Genomic DNA, 16,223 nt, shown 5'->3' with positions numbered 1-16,223 from the left:
CGCCTGACCGACGGGATGTACGGCCTGGGCTGGGGCGCCGTGAAACGGCTGCCCGAGCCCGCCGCCGCCGCCCTCGGCAGGCGCATCGCCGACACCGCCTGGCGCCGTGACGGCAAGGGCGTACGGCGGCTGACGTCGAACCTCGCCCGCGTCGTCCCGGACGCCGGGCCCGAGCGGCTGGCGGAACTCAGCCGGGCCGGCATGCGCTCGTACATGCGCTACTGGATGGAGTCCTTCCGGCTGCCGGCCTGGAGCAAACAGCGCGTCCGCGACGGCTTCGACCCCCGGGACGTGCACTGGCTCGAGGACGGTCTCGCCGGTGACACCGGCGTGATCCTCGCGCTGCCGCACATGGGCAACTGGGATCTGGCGGGCGCCTGGGTCACCACCAAGCTGGGGGTCCCCTTCACCACCGTGCAGGAGCGGCTGAAGCCGGAGTCGCTGTACGACCGCTTCGTCGCATACCGCGAGAGCCTGGGCATGGAGGTGCTGGCGCACGGCGGCGCGAGCGCCTTCGGCACCCTCGCCCGGCGGCTGCGCGGCGGCGGTCTCGTGTGCCTGGTCGCCGACCGCGACCTGTCCACCACCGGCGTCGAGGTGGACTTCTTCGGCTCCGCCGCCCGGATGCCCGCGGGACCCGCGCTGCTCGCCCAGCAGACCGGCGCGCTGCTGCTGCCCGTCACGCTCTGGTACGACGACTCTCCCGTCCTGCAAGGGAAGGTGCACGCGCCCGTCGAGGCGCCGGCGACCGGCACCCGTGCCGAGAAGACCGCCGCGATGACGCAGGCGATGGCCGACGACTTCGCCGCCGGGATCGCCGAGCACCCGGAGGACTGGCACATGCTCCAGCGCTTCTGGCTGGCGGACCTGGAGTCGCGGTGAGGGTCGGGATCGTCTGCCCGTACTCCTGGGAGGCGCCCGGCGGAGTGCAGTTCCACGTCCGGGACCTGGCGGAGCACCTGCGCGCCGCCGGCCACGAGGTCTCCGTCCTCGCGCCCGCGGACGACGACACCCCGCTGCCCGAGTACGTCGTCTGGGCCGGCCGCGCCGTCCCGGTGCCGTACAACGGATCCGTGGCGCGCATCAACTTCGGCTTCCTGTCCGCCGCCCGGGTGCGCCGCTGGGTGCGCGACGGCGACTTCGACGTGCTGCACATCCACGAGCCGGCCGCGCCGTCGCTCGCCCTGCTGGCCTGCTGGGCGGCGAAGGGGCCGATCGTGGCCACGTTCCACATGTCGAGCCCGCGCTCCCGCGGCATGATCGCCGCGTACCCGATCCTGCAGTCGGCCCTGGAGAAGATCAGCGCGCGCATCGCGGTCAGCGAGTACGCGCGCCGCACCCTGGTGGAGCACCTGGGCGGCGACGCCGTCGTCATCCCCAACGGCGTCGACGTCTCCTTCTTCGCCGGGGCCGGCCCCAAGGCCGCGTGGCAGGGCCGCACGCTGGGCTTCATCGGCCGGATCGACGAGCCGCGCAAGGGACTGCCGGTACTGATGGAGGCGTTCCCGCGGATCCTGGAGCGGGTGCCGGACGCCCGCCTGCTGGTCGCCGGGCGCGGCGACCCGGCCGAGGTCGCCGGGCACCTGGCGCCCGAGGTGCGCGAGCGGGTGGAGTTCCTCGGCATGGTCAGCGACGAGGACAAGGCGCGGCTGCTGCGCAGCGTCGACCTGTACGTCGCGCCGAACACCGGGGGCGAGTCGTTCGGCATCATCCTCGTCGAGGCGATGTCCGCGGGCGCACCGGTGCTCGCCGCCGACCTCGACGCCTTCGTGCAGGTGCTGGACGGCGGCACGGCGGGCGAGGTGTTCGCCCGCGGGGACGCCGGGGACCTGGCCGGGCGGGCGGCCGGGCTGCTGCTGGACGACGCCCGCCGGGCCGAGCTGCGCGAGCGCGGCAGCAGGCACGTACAGCGCTTCGACTGGTCGACCGTCGGCGCGGACATCCTGGCGGTGTACGAGACGGTGACCCAGGGCGCCGCGTCGGTGGCGGAGGACGAGCGCGCCGGCCGCTGGGCGGCCCGCTTCGGCCCCGCCCGCGACCGGGAGGCATGACGTGTCGACCGCCCTGACCCTGCTGCTCGTCGCCGTCGGGCTCTGCCTGATCGGCGTCTACCTGAGCTGGACCGCCGGCCGGCTCGACCGGCTGCACACCCGCATCGACGCCGCCAAGGCGGCCCTCGACGCCCAACTGCTGCGCCGCGCCTCGGTGGCGCAGGAGCTGGCCACCAGCGGCGTGCTCGACCCGGCCGCCTCGATCGTGCTCTACGAGGCCGCGCACGCCGCCCGGCAAGCGGAGGAGGACCAGCGCGAGGTCGCCGAGAGCGAGCTGAGCCAGGCGCTGCGGGCGGTCTTCGAGGCGCCGGAGCAGGTGGAGGCGGTACGCGGGGCGCCGGGCGGCGAGGAGGCCGTACACGAGCTGGCGGAGGCCGCGCGGCGGGTGCCGATGGCGCGGCGCTTCCACAACGACGCGGTGCGGGCGGCGCGGGCGCTGCGCCGGCACCGCAAGGTGCGCTGGTTCCGGCTGGCCGGGCACGCGCCGTTCCCGCTGGCGGTCGAGATGGACGACGAGCCGCCGCCGGCGCTGACCGACCGCGCCCCCGCGGGCTGACCCGCGCCGCCGGCCGGGCGGCCACAGCTTGCCGATTGGCTCTTTCCCGACCCCTCCCGCCTGGGGTTTCCTTGATGGTGGCGCGCGTTCGGGCCCGGTGTCCGAACGTGTTTACGATGGAAGCAGCGCACCGTACGCCACCCATACATCCACACCGCATCCCTCACCGAGCGAGGTTCCACCGTGTCCAGCACGCCCAGCTCCGCCCCCCAGCCGTCGGCTCCCGAGACCGGCACCGCACGCGTCAAGCGCGGCATGGCCGAGCAGCTCAAGGGCGGCGTGATCATGGACGTCGTCACCCCCGAGCAGGCGAAGATCGCCGAGGACGCGGGTGCCGTCGCGGTGATGGCCCTGGAGCGGGTGCCCGCCGACATCCGCAAGGACGGTGGCGTGGCGCGCATGTCGGACCCCGACATGATCGAGGGCATCATCGAGGCCGTCTCCATCCCCGTGATGGCCAAGTCCCGCATCGGCCACTTCGTGGAGGCCCAGATCCTCCAGGCGCTCGGCGTCGACTACATCGACGAGTCCGAGGTGCTCACCCCCGCCGACGAGGTCAACCACTCCGACAAGTGGGCCTTCACCACCCCCTTCGTCTGCGGCGCCACCAACCTCGGCGAGGCCCTGCGCCGGATCGCCGAGGGTGCCGCCATGATCCGCTCCAAGGGCGAGGCCGGCACCGGGAACGTCGTCGAGGCCGTCCGCCACCTGCGCCAGATCAAGAACGAGATCGGCGCCCTGCGCGGCCTGGACAGCCACGAGCTGTACGCCGCCGCCAAGGAGCTGCGGGCCCCGTACGAGGTGGTCGCCGAGGTCGCGAAGCTCGGCAAGCTGCCCGTCGTGCTCTTCTCCGCGGGCGGCGTCGCCACCCCCGCCGACGCGGCGCTGATGCGCCAGCTCGGCGCCGAGGGCGTCTTCGTCGGCTCCGGCATCTTCAAGTCCGGCGACCCCGCCAAGCGCGCCGCCGCCATCGTCAAGGCCACCACCTTCTACGACGACCCGAAGGTCGTCGCGGACGCCTCCCGCAACCTCGGCGAGGCCATGGTCGGCATCAACCTCGACACCCTGGACGACGCCGAGCGCTACGCCGGCCGGGGCTGGTGAGGTCGGCAGCCATGGGCACCGCCCCCGCCATCGGCGTCCTCGCCCTCCAGGGCGACGTACGCGAGCACCTGGCCGCCCTCGAAGCGGCCGGCGCGAGCGCCGTGCCGGTCCGCAGGCCGGCGGAGCTGGCGGAGGTCTCGGGCCTGGTCATCCCCGGTGGCGAGTCCACCACGATGTCCAAGCTCGCCGTGGCCTTCGGGCTGCTGGAGCCGCTGCGCGAGCGGGTGCGGGCGGGGATGCCCGCGTACGGCTCCTGCGCCGGCATGATCATGCTGGCCGACAAGATCCTCGACCCGCGCTCCGGGCAGGAGACCGTCGGCGGCATCGACATGATCGTGCGCCGCAACGCCTTCGGCCGGCAGAACGAGTCGTTCGAGGTGCCGCTGGAGGTGGCCGGCGTCCCCGGCGGCCCCGTGCACGGCGTCTTCATCCGGGCGCCGTGGGTGGAGTCCACCGGCGCCCGGGTGGAGCGGCTGGCGGAGGTCGGCGGGCATCCCGTCGCCGTCCGGCAGGGTCCGCTGCTGGCGACCTCGTTCCATCCCGAACTCACCGGCGACCACCGCGTGCACGCCCTCTTCGCGGATATGGTGCGCCGGGCGGCCTGACCGGCACCGGTAGGATCGACGAGTTCGTTGCCGGTTAGTCGAATGCGCGGAACGCGGAATGGAGCGGGGCTGTGTCCGGCCACTCTAAGTGGGCAACCACCAAGCACAAGAAGGCCGTGATCGATGCCAAGCGAGGAAAGCTCTTCGCCAAGCTGATCAAGAACGTCGAGGTCGCGGCGCGGCAGGGGGGAGCCGACCCCGACGGAAATCCCACGCTGTACGACGCGATCCAGAAGGCCAAGAAGCAGTCCGTCCCGAACAAGAACATCGACAGCGCCGTCAAGCGCGGCGCCGGTCTCGAAGCGGGCGGCGCCGAGTACGAGACGATCATGTACGAGGGCTACGGCCCCAACGGCGTGGCCGTGCTCATCGAGTGCCTGACGGACAACCGCAACCGCGCCGCCTCCGACGTCCGCGTCGCCATGACGCGCAACGGCGGCTCCATGGCCGACCCCGGCTCCGTGTCGTACCTGTTCAACCGCAAGGGCGTGGTGATCGTCCCCAAGGGCGAGCTGGGCGAGGACGACGTGCTGGCCGCGGTGCTGGACGCCGGCGCCGAGGAGGTCAACGACCTGGGCGGGTCCTTCGAGGTGCTCAGCGAGGCCGGCGACATGGTCGCGGTCCGCACCGCGCTGCAGGACGCCGGGATCGACTACGACTCGGCCGAGGCCAACTTCGTCCCCACCATGCAGGTGGAGCTGGACGAGGAGGGCGCCCGCAAGATCTTCCGGCTCATCGACGCCCTGGAGGACAGCGACGACGTCCAGAACGTCTTCGCCAACTTCGACGTCTCCGACGAGGTCATGGAGAAGGCCTCCGCCTGAGCCGTACGCGCATGCCGTGAGGGGCCCGCAGGATGGCGACATCCGGCGGGCCCTTCGGCTGCGCTGTCGGTGCCGGCCGGTAGCCTGCACACACGTACGCGGGCAGACGAGAGGGGGCGGCCGGTGCGGGTGCTCGGAGTGGACCCGGGGCTCACGCGGTGCGGTGTGGGCGTCGTGGACGGAGCGGCCGGCCGGGCGCTGCGGTTGGTCGCCGTCGGGGTCGTACGCACCCCGTCCGACGCCCCGACTCCCGAGCGGCTGCTGCTCATCGAGCGCGGCATCGAGGAGTGGCTGGACGCGCAGCGGCCCGAGGCCGTCGCCGTCGAGCGGGTCTTCAGCCAGCACAACGTACGCACGGTGATGGGCACCGCCCAGGCCAGCGCCGTCGCCATCCTCTGCGCCGCCCGCCGCGGCCTGCCCGTTGCGCTGCACACCCCCAGCGAGGTCAAGGCCGCCGTCACCGGCTCGGGCCGCGCCGACAAGGCGCAGGTCGGCGCCATGGTCACCCGGCTGCTGCGGCTCGACGCCCCGCCCAAGCCGGCCGACGCCGCCGACGCGCTGGCGCTGGCCATCTGCCACCTGTGGCGCGCCCCCGTCCAGGACCGCCTGCTGCGCGCGCGTGCCGCCGGCGCACCCGCGCGCGCCGGGACGGCCGCCCGTGCCGCCGCCCCCGGCGTACGGCGCACCGCCCGCCCGGCCGGCCAGAGCGCCCCGCGCGCCGGCCGCGCGGGCCAGGACCGCCCGGAGCCCCGGGACCGCGAGATCCGGAGAGACCCCGCATGATCGCCTTCGTCAGCGGCCCCGTCGCCGCCCTCGCCCCCGACGCCGCGGTCATCGAGGTCGGCGGCATCGGCATGGCCGTGCAGTGCACGCCCGACACCCTGTCCACGCTGCGCGTCGGCAAGGACGCCCGGCTGGCCACCTCCCTCGTCGTCCGGGAGGACTCCCTCACCCTCTACGGTTTCGCCGACGACGACGAGCGCCAGGTCTTCGAGCTGCTGCAGACCGCCAGCGGCGTCGGCCCGCGGCTGGCCCAGGCCATGCTCGCCGTGCACCGCCCCGACGCCCTCCGCCTCGCCGTCTCCACCGGCGACGAGAAGGCGCTGACCGCCGTTCCCGGCATCGGCAAGAAGGGCGCGCAGAAGCTGCTGCTGGAGCTGAAGGACCGGCTCGGCGAGCCGCTGGGCAGCAGCGGCCTCGTCGGCAGGCAGGCCGGCGCCGCCGCGGCCGCCGGCTGGCGCGAGCAGTTGCACGCCGCGCTCACCGGCCTGGGGTACGCGCCGCGCGAGGCCGACGAGGCCGTCACCGCCGTCGCCCCGCAGGCGGAGGAGAACGGCGCCGCGCCCCCGCCGCTGCCGCAGTTGCTGCGGGCCGCCCTGCAGACCCTGAACCGCGCCCGATGACGGCGCCCGGCCCCCGGCGCGTACGACGCATCGCGACAGCAACCGAACCACGACGGACGGATCCACGATGACCTGGGAGGACGCCGACCCGCGGCTGGTGGACTCGGCCGCCGACGCCGACGACCGGGCGGTGGAGACGGCGCTGCGCCCGAAGGACCTGGCCGAGTTCGTCGGCCAGGAGCGGGTGCGCGAGCAGCTCGACCTGGTGCTGCGCGCCGCCCGCCAGCGCGGCGGCGCCGCCGACCACGTGCTGCTCTCCGGCGCCCCCGGCCTCGGCAAGACCACCCTCGCGATGATCGTCGCCGCCGAGATGGCCGCCCCGATCCGCATCACCTCGGGCCCCGCCATCCAGCACGCCGGCGACCTCGCCGCGATCCTCTCCTCCCTCCAGGAGGGCGAGGTGCTCTTCCTCGACGAGCTGCACCGCATGTCCCGCCCCGCCGAGGAGATGCTCTACATGGCGATGGAGGACCTGCGCGTCGACGTCATCGTCGGCAAGGGCCCCGGCGCCACCGCCATCCCGCTGGAGCTGCCCCCCTTCACCCTGGTCGGCGCCACCACCCGGGCGGGGCTGCTGCCCCCGCCGCTGCGCGACCGCTTCGGCTTCACCGGGCACATGGAGTTCTACTCGCCGGCCGAGCTGGAGCGCGTCCTGCACCGCTCCGCCCACCTCCTCGACGTCGCCGTGGACGCAGCCGGCGCCGCCGAGATCGCCGGCCGCTCCCGCGGAACCCCCCGCATCGCGAACCGCCTGCTGCGCCGGGTGCGGGACTATGCCCAGGTCAAGGCCGACGGCGTGATCACGCGCGAGATCGCCGCCCGCGGCCTGGAGGTCTACGAGGTCGACGACCGCGGCCTCGACCGCCTCGACCGGGCCGTCCTCGGCGCCCTGCTCAAGCTCTTCTCCGGCGGCCCCGTCGGGCTGTCCACGCTGGCCGTGGCGGTGGGGGAGGAGCGGGAGACCGTCGAGGAGGTCGCCGAGCCGTTCCTCGTACGCGAAGGGCTGCTGGCCCGTACGCCCCGCGGCCGCGTCGCCACCCCGGCCGCCTGGGCCCACCTGGGCATCCCGCCCCCGCAGCCCGGCGGCGGCATGCAGCAGACCGTGTTCTGAGCGCCCCGCCGCGCCCGGCGGGGCTCTGCGGGGGCCGGCGGCGCGGGTGCCCCGGCGGGTACCCGCGGCGGCGCGGGGAGTCGCCTGTTACGGAACCCGGGTGACATGCTGGGCGTTGTTCACACGGCGGAACTCGCTTAGACTCCGCCGACGCCTTCCGGAATCGGAGGGTACCCCCGCCCCCCAGAACGAGGCCGTGGCGAACGCGGTCCTACGAAGGAAACCCGGACACCGTGGATATCACGATTCTCTTGCCGTTCATCGTGCTCATCGGGGCGATGTTCCTGATGACCCGCTCGGCAAAGAACAAGCAGCGCCAGATGATGAACATGCGGGACCAATTGCAGCCGGGCAGCGGCGTGCGGACCATCGGCGGCATGTACGCCACGGTCAAGGAGGTCCACGAGGACACCATCCTTCTGGAGGTGGCCCCCGGAGTACACGCGATCTACGCGAAGAACTCCATCGGCGCCGTCCTGGACGACGCCGAATACAACCGCATCGTGCACGGCGCTCCGGAGTTCGGCGACGAGGACATCACGGCGCCCGACGACGCCTCCTCGCTGACCGGATCCGCCGACGGCGATACCGGTGACGAGGACGCCGAGGACCGCAAGGAGGCCTCGGACCGCATCGACCTCGACAAGAAGGACGCGGCCGACGACGCCGAAAGCGACGCCGGGGCCGCGGACACCAAGGACGAGGACGAAAAGAAGAACGGCGGCTCCGCCGCGAAGTGACCGCGGCCCTTCGGCGGCGGCCCCGCACGTAGTGCGGAGGCGCCGCCGGCCGCGGTGAACGGGGGACCGGTCACTTTTCGCCTCGCGGCACCGCGGGGCTACACTTCGTGACCGCGCGACGAGCCCCGCCGCGCGGTGTCTGGACAGGAGAATCGAGAAGGTGGCAGCACCCAAAACGGGCCGCAGGTCCCAGGGATCTCACGGCAGGCCCTGGCGCCCCCTGCTGCTGATCCTGACCGCGATCGCCGCGCTCACCGGTGGGATGTTCCTCTCCGGGCACACCGCCCCGCGCCTCGGCATCGACCTGGCCGGCGGCACCAGCATCACGCTGGAGGCCAAGCCCCAGCCGGGCGGCGAGAACGCGATCAACTCCACCAACATGGATACCGCCGTCAACATCATCGAGCGCCGCGTCAACGGCCTCGGGGTGCAGGAGGCGGAGGTCCAGACCCAGGGCGACCGGCACATCATCGTCAACATCCCCAAGGGCACCGACCAGAAGACGGCGCGCGAGCAGGTGGGCACCACCGCGCGGCTCTTCTTCCGCCCCGTGCTCTCGTACGAGGTGAACGAGGCCCCGAAGCCGTCGCCCAGCGCCTCGGAGTCCGGGGGCAAGGAGAAGGACAAGGACAAGGACAAGGACGCCTCCTCCTCGCCGTCCCCGTCCGAGACCGCCTCCGACAAGGCGAGCGACGACGCCAGTCCGAGCGACGGCGCGACCGAGCAGGGCCGCGCCCTGTCCGAGGGCCTCGCCCAGGCCGACGACTCGCCCAGCCCGACCGAGTCGCAGGCGCCGCCCGCCGAGACACCCCCGGCCGAGCAGGCGCCCACCGGCCAGGTCTCCGCCGACGTGCAGAAGAAGCTGGACGCGCTGGACTGCTCCAACGCCGAGGAGCGCACCAAGATCGGCGAGAACGCCAAGCCGACCGACACCGTCGTCGCGTGCGACAGCGAGGGCGCGTACAAGTACGCGCTCGGCCCGGCCGAGGTCGAGGGCACCGACGTCGACGACGCTTCCGCCACGTACGACGCCCAGCAGGGCTCCGGCTGGATCGTGCAGCTCGAGTTCAACGGCAAGGGCTCCGACAAGTTCGCCGACGTCACCGGCACCCTCGCCGGCCAGGCCCCGCCGAACAACCAGTTCGCCATCGAGCTCGACGGCGAGGTCGTCTCCGCACCCTCCGTCGACGAGTCGATCACCGGCGGCCGGGCGCAGATCTCCGGCAGCTTCAACCAGGAGTCGGCCGAGGAGCTGGCCAACGTCCTGTCGTACGGTGCCCTGCCGCTGTCCTTCGAGGAGTCCGAGGTCACCACCGTCTCGCCGGCCCTCGGCAACGAACAGCTCCAGGCGGGCCTCATCGCCGGCGCCGTCGGCCTGGCGCTGGTGATCATCTACCTCGTCGCGTACTACCGCGGGCTGGCCCTCGTGGCCGTAGTCAGCCTCATGGTCTCCGCCGCCCTCACGTACACGATCATGGCCCTGCTCGGCCCCGGTATCGGCTTCGCGCTGAACCTCCCGGCGGTCTGCGGCGCGATCGTGGCGATCGGCATCACGGCGGACTCGTTCATCGTCTACTTCGAGCGCATCCGCGACGAGATCCGCGAGGGGCGCACGCTGCGCCCCGCGGTGGCCCGCGGCTGGCCGCGGGCCCGGCGCACCATCCTGGTCTCCGACTTCGTGTCCTTCCTGGCGGCGGCCGTGCTCTTCGCGGTCACCGTGGGCAAGGTGCAGGGCTTCGCCTTCACCCTGGGCCTCACCACGCTCCTCGACGTCGTCGTCGTCTTCCTCTTCACCAAGCCGGTCATGACCATCCTGGCCCGCAAGCGGTTCTTCGCCAGCGGTCACCCCTGGTCCGGGCTCGATCCCAAACGGCTGGGAGCCAGGCCACCGCTGCGCGGCCGCCCGCGCACCGCCGGTCCCGTCAACCCGAAGGAGGTCTGAGATGTCGCGGCTCGGCACCCTCGGCGCCCGCCTCTACCGCGGTGAGGCCGGCTACGACTTCGTCGCCAAGAGGTTCCTCTGGTACGGCGTCTCCGTCCTCATCACGATCATCGCGATCGCGGGCTTCTTCATCCGCGGCCTGAACATGGGCATCGAGTTCGAGGGCGGTGCGGTCTTCACCACCCCGAAGACCGAGACCTCGGTCTCGCAGGCCCAGGAGGTCGCCGAGGAGGCCTCGGGGCACCAGGCGATCGTCCAGGAGCTGGGCAGCGGGAAGCTCCGTATCCAGGTCAGCAGCATCGAGACGCAGCAGTCCGACAAGGTCAAGACGGCGCTCGCCGAAGAGCTGAACGTCGACGCCGGGGCCATCAACGACCAGCTCGTCGGGCCCAGTTGGGGCGAGCAGATCGCGAACAAGGCGTGGCAGGGCCTGGCGATCTTCATGGTCCTGGTGGTGATCTACCTCGCCATCGCCTTCGAGTGGCGCATGGCGCTCGCGGCGCTCGTCGCGCTGATCCACGACTTGACGATCACGGTCGGCGTCTACACCATCGTCGGCTTCGAAGTCACCCCGGGCACGGTCATCGGCCTGCTGACCATCCTCGGTTACTCGCTGTACGACACGGTGGTGGTCTTCGACGGGCTCAAGGAGAGCACGAAGGACATCACCAAGCAGACGGGCTTCACCTACCGCGAGGCGGCCAACCGCAGCCTCAACGGCACGCTCGTCCGCTCCATCAACACTTCCGTCGTGGCCCTGCTGCCGGTCGCCGGCCTGCTCTTCATCGGCGGCGGCGTGCTCGGCGGCGGCATGCTCAACGACATCGCGCTGTCTCTGTTCGTCGGCCTGGCGGCCGGCGCGTACTCCTCGATCTTCATCGCCACCCCGCTGGTGGTCGACTTCAAGGAGCGCGACCCCGCCATACAGGCCCACAACAAGCGGGTCGCCGCCCGGCGCGCCTCCGACGCCCGTTCCGCCGCCCGCGGCGAGAAGGGGACGGCCGGGCGCGAGGACGACGCGGGCGCGGTGGCCGTCGAGGACGACGAGCCCGAGGACGACCCCCGTGCTCCCGAGCCCGCGGGCCAGGGCGTCGTCGGGCCTCCGCGCGCCGAGGGCCGCCGGCAGCAGCCGGTGTCCCGGCAGCGCGGCCGGGGGCGCCCCTCCGGCAGCCGCGGCGGCCGGTCGGGAGGCAAGCGCCGGTGAGCGTGCCCGAGGGGACCAGGGAGCTGCTGCTCAGCCGGATCCAGGACGTGCCGGACTACCCGCAGCCGGGCGTGATGTTCAAGGACATCACCCCGCTGCTGGCCGACGCGAAGGCGTTCGCCGTGCTCACGGACGCGCTGACGGAGGTCTGCCGGGAGCAGGGTGCGCAGAAGGTCGTCGGCCTGGAGGCGCGCGGCTTCATCCTGGGCGCGCCGGTCGCGGTGCGCGCGGGGATCGGCTTCGTGCCCGTACGCAAGGCGGGCAAGCTCCCGGGCGCCACCCTCGGGCAGGCGTACGACCTTGAGTACGGCACGGCGGAGATCGAGATACACGCCGACGCCGTGCAGCCCGGCGACCGCGTGCTCGTCATCGACGACGTGCTGGCCACCGGCGGTACCGCGGAGGCGTCGGTGCAGCTCATCCGGCGGGCGGGCGGCACCGTCACCGGCGTGGCCGTGCTGCTGGAGCTGGGCTTCCTGGCCGGCCGGGCGCGGGTCGAGCAGGCGCTCGCCGGGGCTCCGCTGGACGCGCTCGTCACCGTCTGAGCCGCCTGGGCCCCCGGCACGTCCGTAGAGCCCGGCCGGCCGGCGTTCTGCCCGGTCGGGGGCCTGGTCAGGCGGTTGCCGGGTGGTGCGGGCGCGACGGCAGATACCATGGCAGTTCCGGGGATCTCCCCCGTGGGCCGTCCACCGTCAAGGAGTGCTCTTGCCAGACGAGGCTCATCGGTCCACCGCCGCGCCGCCCGAGAAGCAGCGGCAGCCCGGCGCGGCGGACCGCCCGCTGCCCGCACGGGCCGCCGAGAACGGCTCGGGACGCCGGACCGCGCCGCCGGAAGGGCGGACGCAGCCGGCTACGCCGGCGCGCGTCGAGCCGGCCTCGGGGCACGGCGGCGGGCAGGCCGGCCGCGGCGGCTCCCCGAGCCGCGTGCGGGCCCGGCTGGCGCGCCTCGGAGTGCAGCGGCAGAGCCCGTACAACCCGGTGCTGGAGCCGCTGCTGCGGATAGTGCGCGGGAACGACCCGAAGGCCGACACCTCGACGCTGCGCCAGATAGAGCGCGCCTACCAGGTCGCGGAGCGCTGGCACCGCGGCCAGAAGCGCAAGAGCGGCGACCCGTACATCACCCACCCTCTGGCCGTCACCACGATCCTGGCCGAGCTGGGCATGGACCCGGCCACGCTGATGGCCGGCCTGCTGCACGACACGGTGGAGGACACCGAGTACGGGCTTGAAGACCTGCGCCGTGACTTCGGCGACCAGGTGACCCTGCTGGTGGACGGCGTCACCAAGCTGGACAAGGTCAAGTTCGGCGAGGCCGCGCAGGCGGAGACCGTGCGCAAGATGGTCGTCGCCATGGCCAAGGATCCCCGGGTCCTGGTGATCAAGCTCGCCGACCGGCTGCACAACATGCGCACGATGCGCTACCTGCGCCGCGAGAAGCAGGAGCAGAAGGCGCGCGAGACGCTGGAGATCTACGCGCCGCTGGCCCACCGGCTGGGCATGAACACCATCAAGTGGGAGCTGGAGGACCTCGCCTTCGCGATCCTCTACCCGAAGATGTACGACGAGATCGTCCGCCTGGTCGCCGAGCGCGCCCCGAAGCGGGACGAGTACCTGGCCGTCGTCATCGACGAGGTGCAGCAGGACCTGCGCAGCGCCCGGATCAAGGCGACCGTCACCGGCCGCCCGAAGCACTACTACAGCGTCTACCAGAAGATGATCGTGCGCGGCCGCGACTTCGCCGAGATCTACGACCTGGTGGGCATCCGCGTCCTCGTCGACTCGGTCCGCGACTGCTACGCGGCGCTGGGCACCATCCACGCGCGGTGGAACCCCGTCCCCGGACGGTTCAAGGACTACATCGCGATGCCCAAGTTCAACATGTACCAGTCGCTGCACACGACGGTCATCGGACCCGAGGGCAAGCCCGTCGAGCTGCAGATCCGCACGTTCGACATGCACCGCCGCGCCGAGTACGGCATCGCCGCGCACTGGAAGTACAAGCAGGAGGCGACCGGCGCCGCCGCTCGCCAGCAGGGTGCCGGCACCCGCAGGGGCAGCAAGTCCGAGCAGGTCAACGACATGGCCTGGCTGCGCCAGTTGATCGACTGGCAGAAGGAGACCGAGGACCCCGGCGAGTTCCTGGACGCGCTGCGCTTCGACCTGTCCCGCAACGAGGTCTTCGTCTTCACGCCCAAGGGCGACGTGATCGCCCTGCCCGCCGGCGCCACGCCCGTCGACTTCGCGTACGCGGTGCACACCGAGGTCGGGCACAAGACCATAGGAGCGCGGGTCGGCGGCCGGCTCGTACCGCTGGAGTCCGCGCTCGACAACGGCGACACCGTCGAGATCTTCACCTCCAAGGCGGCCGGCGCGGCCCCCTCCCGGGACTGGCTGAACTTCGTCAAGTCGCCCCGCGCGCGCAACAAGATCCGCGCCTGGTTCTCCAAGGAGCGCCGGGACGAGGCCATCGAGCAGGGCAAGGACGCCATCGCACGGGCGATGCGCAAGCAGAACCTGCCGATCCAGCGCATCCTCACCGGCGACTCGCTGGTCACCATCGCGCACGAGATGCGCTACCCCGACATCTCCGCGCTCTACGCGGCGATCGGCGAGGGCCACATCTCCGCGCAGAACGTGGTGCAGAAGCTGGTCCAGGCGCTCGGCGGCGAGGAGGCGGCCACCGAGGACATCGAGGAGAGCGCCCCGCCGCTGCCCGGCACCCGCAAGCGCCGGGCGGTCAACGACCCCGGCGTGATCGTCAAGGGCGTCGACGACGTGTGGGTCAAGCTCTCCCGCTGCTGTACGCCGGTGCCCGGAGACCCGATCATCGGCTTCGTCACCCGCGGCAAGGGCGTCTCCGTGCACCGTGCTGACTGCGTCAACGTCGAGTCGCTGTCGCAGCAGCCCGAGCGGATCATCGAGGTGGAGTGGGCGCCGACGCAGTCGTCGGTCTTCCTCGTCGCCATCCAGGTGGAGGCGCTGGACCGCTCCCGGCTGCTCTCGGACGTCACCAGGGTGCTGTCCGACCAGCACGTGAACATCCTGTCCGCCGCCGTGCAGACCTCCCGCGACCGGGTGGCCACCTCGCGCTTCACGTTCGAGATGGGCGACCCGAAGCACCTGGGGCACGTACTGAAGGCGGTACGGAAGGTGGAGGGCGTCTACGACGTGTACCGCGTCACCTCCGCCCGGAACAACTGAGCGCACCCGCCGCCACCGTCCCCGTACACGACTGGGGCCCCGCCGTACGGCGGGGCCCAGTCGTCCAGCGGCTCGTCTCAGCCGCCGAACTCCCGCAGGCCCTTGAGCGCTTGGTCGAGCAGCGCCTGCCGGCCCTCAAGCTCACGGGCCAGCTTGTCGGCCTTCGCCGCGTTGCCCTGCGCCCGCGCCTGCTCGATCTGCCGGTGCAGCTTGTCGACGGCGTCCTGCAACTGCCCCGTCAGGCCCTCGGCGCGCGCCCGCGCCTCCGGGTTCGTCCGGCGCCACTCGGCCTCCTCCGCCTCGCCGATGGACCGCTCCACGGCGTGCATCCGGGCCTCGATCTTCGTCCGGGCGTCCCGCGGTACGTGCCCGATGGCCTCCCACCGCTCGTTGATCGAGCGGAAGGCGCCCCTGGCGGCCTTGAGGTCGGTGACCGGCAGCAGCTTCTCCGCCTCCGCGACCAGCTCCTCCTTGCGCGTCAGGTTCTCGCGCTGCTCGTGGTCGCGCTCGGCGAAGACCTCGCTGCGGGCCTGGAAGAAGACGTCCTGCGCACCGCGGAAGCGGGACCACAGGTCCTCCTCCTGGTCGCGCTGCGCGCGGCCCGCGGCCTTCCAGTCGGCCATCAGCTCGCGGTAGCGGGCGGCCGTCGGCCCCCACTCGCGGGAGCCGGAGAGCGCCTCCGCCTCCTCCACCAGCTTCTCCTTGCGCCGCCTGGCCTCCTCGCGCTGGGCGTCGAGCGATGCGAAGTGCGCCTTGCGGCGCTTGGAGAACGCCGAGCGTGCGTGGCTGAAGCGGTGCCACAGCTCGTCGTCGCTCCTGCGGTCCAGCCGCGGCAGACCCTTCCAGGTCTCCACCAGCTCCCGCAGCCGCTCGCCCGCCGCGCGCCACTGCTCGCTCTGCGCCAGCTCCTCCGCCTCGGCGACCACCGCCTCCTTGGACTCGCGCACCTCCTGCTGGTGCTTGACCTTGGCCGCCTTGCGCTCCTCCTGACGGGCGCCCACGGCCTCCACCAGCCGGTCGAGCCGCGCCGTCAGTGCGTCCAGGTCACCGACCGCGTGCGCCTCCGAGACCTGCGCACGCAGGTGATCGATGGCGGTGGTGGCGTCCTTGGTGGACAGGTCGGTGGTCTGCACCCGGCGCTCGAGGAGGCCGATCTCCACGACCAGGCCCTCGTACTTGCGCTTGAAGTAGGCGAGTGCCTCCTCGGCCGAGCCCGCCTGCCAGGAGCCGACGACTCGCTCGCCGTCGGCGGTACGCACGTACACGGTGCCCGTCTCGTCGACCCGGCCCCATGGGTCGCTGCTCACAGCGCCTCCTCACATGACGCCCCGCGGGCCCGGCAGCCCGGCGGCGTCTTCCACAGTTGTCTGCGGCCGGAAAGGGGATGGGGTACCGGATCCGGCCGATCCGGCGGCGGGCGAAAGCGACTGCCGCCGGCACCCCCGCACCTGCACAACGCCAACATAGGCGAACGGCGGGCCG

The 16,223-nt window shown here is 72.6% G+C and carries 15 protein-coding genes; 14 read left to right on the top strand and 1 reads right to left on the bottom strand.

Features of this window, described 5'->3' with window-relative positions:
* The first annotated feature begins 15 nt into the window (after positions 1 to 15).
* The 14 genes from OG946_RS04550 (at position 16) to OG946_RS04485 (ending at position 14,741) form a co-directional block, all read left to right on the top strand.
* On the top strand, positions 16 to 882 hold the full coding sequence (locus tag OG946_RS04550; RefSeq protein ID WP_326800143.1) for a phosphatidylinositol mannoside acyltransferase: 867 nt from the start codon (positions 16 to 18) through the stop codon (positions 880 to 882).
* Positions 879 to 2,051 carry a glycosyltransferase family 4 protein gene (locus tag OG946_RS04545; protein WP_326794872.1) on the top strand — a complete coding sequence of 391 codons (1,173 nt, stop codon included), beginning with the start codon at positions 879 to 881 and terminating at the stop codon, positions 2,049 to 2,051. The genes OG946_RS04550 and OG946_RS04545 overlap by 4 nt, the downstream gene beginning before the upstream one ends.
* A 1-nt stretch (position 2,052) precedes the next feature.
* Entirely contained in the window at positions 2,053 to 2,607 is a 555-nt protein-coding gene (locus tag OG946_RS04540; RefSeq protein WP_047014730.1) for a membrane protein, read from the top strand.
* Positions 2,608 to 2,790: 183 nt separating this feature from the next.
* Complete coding sequence (gene pdxS, locus OG946_RS04535) at positions 2,791 to 3,711, top strand: pyridoxal 5'-phosphate synthase lyase subunit PdxS (RefSeq protein ID WP_326794871.1); 921 nt, start codon at positions 2,791 to 2,793, stop codon at positions 3,709 to 3,711.
* 11 nt (positions 3,712 to 3,722) lie between these two features.
* Entirely contained in the window at positions 3,723 to 4,316 is a 594-nt protein-coding gene (gene pdxT / locus OG946_RS04530; protein WP_326794870.1) for a pyridoxal 5'-phosphate synthase glutaminase subunit PdxT, read from the top strand.
* Positions 4,317 to 4,387: 71 nt separating this feature from the next.
* Positions 4,388 to 5,140, top strand: a complete 753-nt coding sequence (locus tag OG946_RS04525; RefSeq protein ID WP_326794869.1) for a YebC/PmpR family DNA-binding transcriptional regulator — start codon at positions 4,388 to 4,390, stop codon at positions 5,138 to 5,140.
* Between the two features lie 123 nt (positions 5,141 to 5,263).
* Complete coding sequence (gene ruvC, locus OG946_RS04520) at positions 5,264 to 5,923, top strand: crossover junction endodeoxyribonuclease RuvC (RefSeq protein WP_326794868.1); 660 nt, start codon at positions 5,264 to 5,266, stop codon at positions 5,921 to 5,923.
* Positions 5,920 to 6,543, top strand: a complete 624-nt coding sequence (gene ruvA / locus OG946_RS04515) for a Holliday junction branch migration protein RuvA (RefSeq protein ID WP_326794867.1) — start codon at positions 5,920 to 5,922, stop codon at positions 6,541 to 6,543. The genes ruvC and ruvA overlap by 4 nt, the downstream gene beginning before the upstream one ends.
* A gap of 67 nt (positions 6,544 to 6,610) precedes the next feature.
* Positions 6,611 to 7,654, top strand: a complete 1,044-nt coding sequence (gene ruvB, locus OG946_RS04510; protein WP_326794866.1) for a Holliday junction branch migration DNA helicase RuvB — start codon at positions 6,611 to 6,613, stop codon at positions 7,652 to 7,654.
* Positions 7,655 to 7,887: 233 nt separating this feature from the next.
* On the top strand, positions 7,888 to 8,394 hold the full coding sequence (yajC, locus tag OG946_RS04505) for a preprotein translocase subunit YajC (RefSeq protein ID WP_326794865.1): 507 nt from the start codon (positions 7,888 to 7,890) through the stop codon (positions 8,392 to 8,394).
* A gap of 160 nt (positions 8,395 to 8,554) precedes the next feature.
* Positions 8,555 to 10,336 (top strand): protein translocase subunit SecD, encoded by a 1,782-nt coding sequence (gene secD / locus OG946_RS04500; RefSeq protein WP_326794864.1) that lies wholly within the window; start codon positions 8,555 to 8,557, stop codon positions 10,334 to 10,336.
* A gap of 1 nt (position 10,337) precedes the next feature.
* The gene (gene secF, locus OG946_RS04495; RefSeq protein ID WP_326794863.1) at positions 10,338 to 11,540 is read left to right on the top strand and encodes a protein translocase subunit SecF; all 1,203 of its coding nucleotides are present in this window, start codon (positions 10,338 to 10,340) and stop codon (positions 11,538 to 11,540) included.
* On the top strand, positions 11,537 to 12,085 hold the full coding sequence (locus OG946_RS04490; RefSeq protein WP_326794862.1) for an adenine phosphoribosyltransferase: 549 nt from the start codon (positions 11,537 to 11,539) through the stop codon (positions 12,083 to 12,085). The genes secF and OG946_RS04490 overlap by 4 nt, the downstream gene beginning before the upstream one ends.
* Positions 12,086 to 12,245: 160 nt before the next feature.
* Complete coding sequence (locus tag OG946_RS04485) at positions 12,246 to 14,741, top strand: RelA/SpoT family protein (protein WP_326794861.1); 2,496 nt, start codon at positions 12,246 to 12,248, stop codon at positions 14,739 to 14,741.
* A 77-nt stretch (positions 14,742 to 14,818) separates the two neighbouring features.
* Here OG946_RS04485 and OG946_RS04480 read toward each other — a convergent pair whose 3' ends face one another.
* Positions 14,819 to 16,048, bottom strand: coding sequence for a DUF349 domain-containing protein (locus OG946_RS04480; RefSeq protein ID WP_326794860.1), 1,230 nt, complete (start codon positions 16,046 to 16,048; stop codon positions 14,819 to 14,821).
* Between the last annotated feature and the right edge of the window lie 175 nt (positions 16,049 to 16,223).

The organism is Streptomyces sp. NBC_01808, assembly GCF_035917395.1.
GTDB lineage: Bacteria > Actinomycetota > Actinomycetes > Streptomycetales > Streptomycetaceae > Streptomyces.
This window is presented reverse-complemented; position numbering and strand designations above follow the sequence as displayed.

Bases quoted from the DNA above. Each gene is read 5' to 3' on its own strand.
- OG946_RS04550 (WP_326800143.1), top strand. From the start codon at position 16: ATGTACGGCCTGGGCTGGGGCGCCGTGAAACGGCTGCCCGAGCCCGCC.
- secF (WP_326794863.1), top strand. From the start codon at position 10,338: ATGTCGCGGCTCGGCACCCTCGGCGCCCGCCTCTACCGCGGTGAGGCC.
- ruvA (WP_326794867.1), top strand. From the start codon at position 5,920: ATGATCGCCTTCGTCAGCGGCCCCGTCGCCGCCCTCGCCCCCGACGCC.
- pdxT (WP_326794870.1), top strand. From the start codon at position 3,723: ATGGGCACCGCCCCCGCCATCGGCGTCCTCGCCCTCCAGGGCGACGTA.
- ruvB (WP_326794866.1), top strand. From the start codon at position 6,611: ATGACCTGGGAGGACGCCGACCCGCGGCTGGTGGACTCGGCCGCCGAC.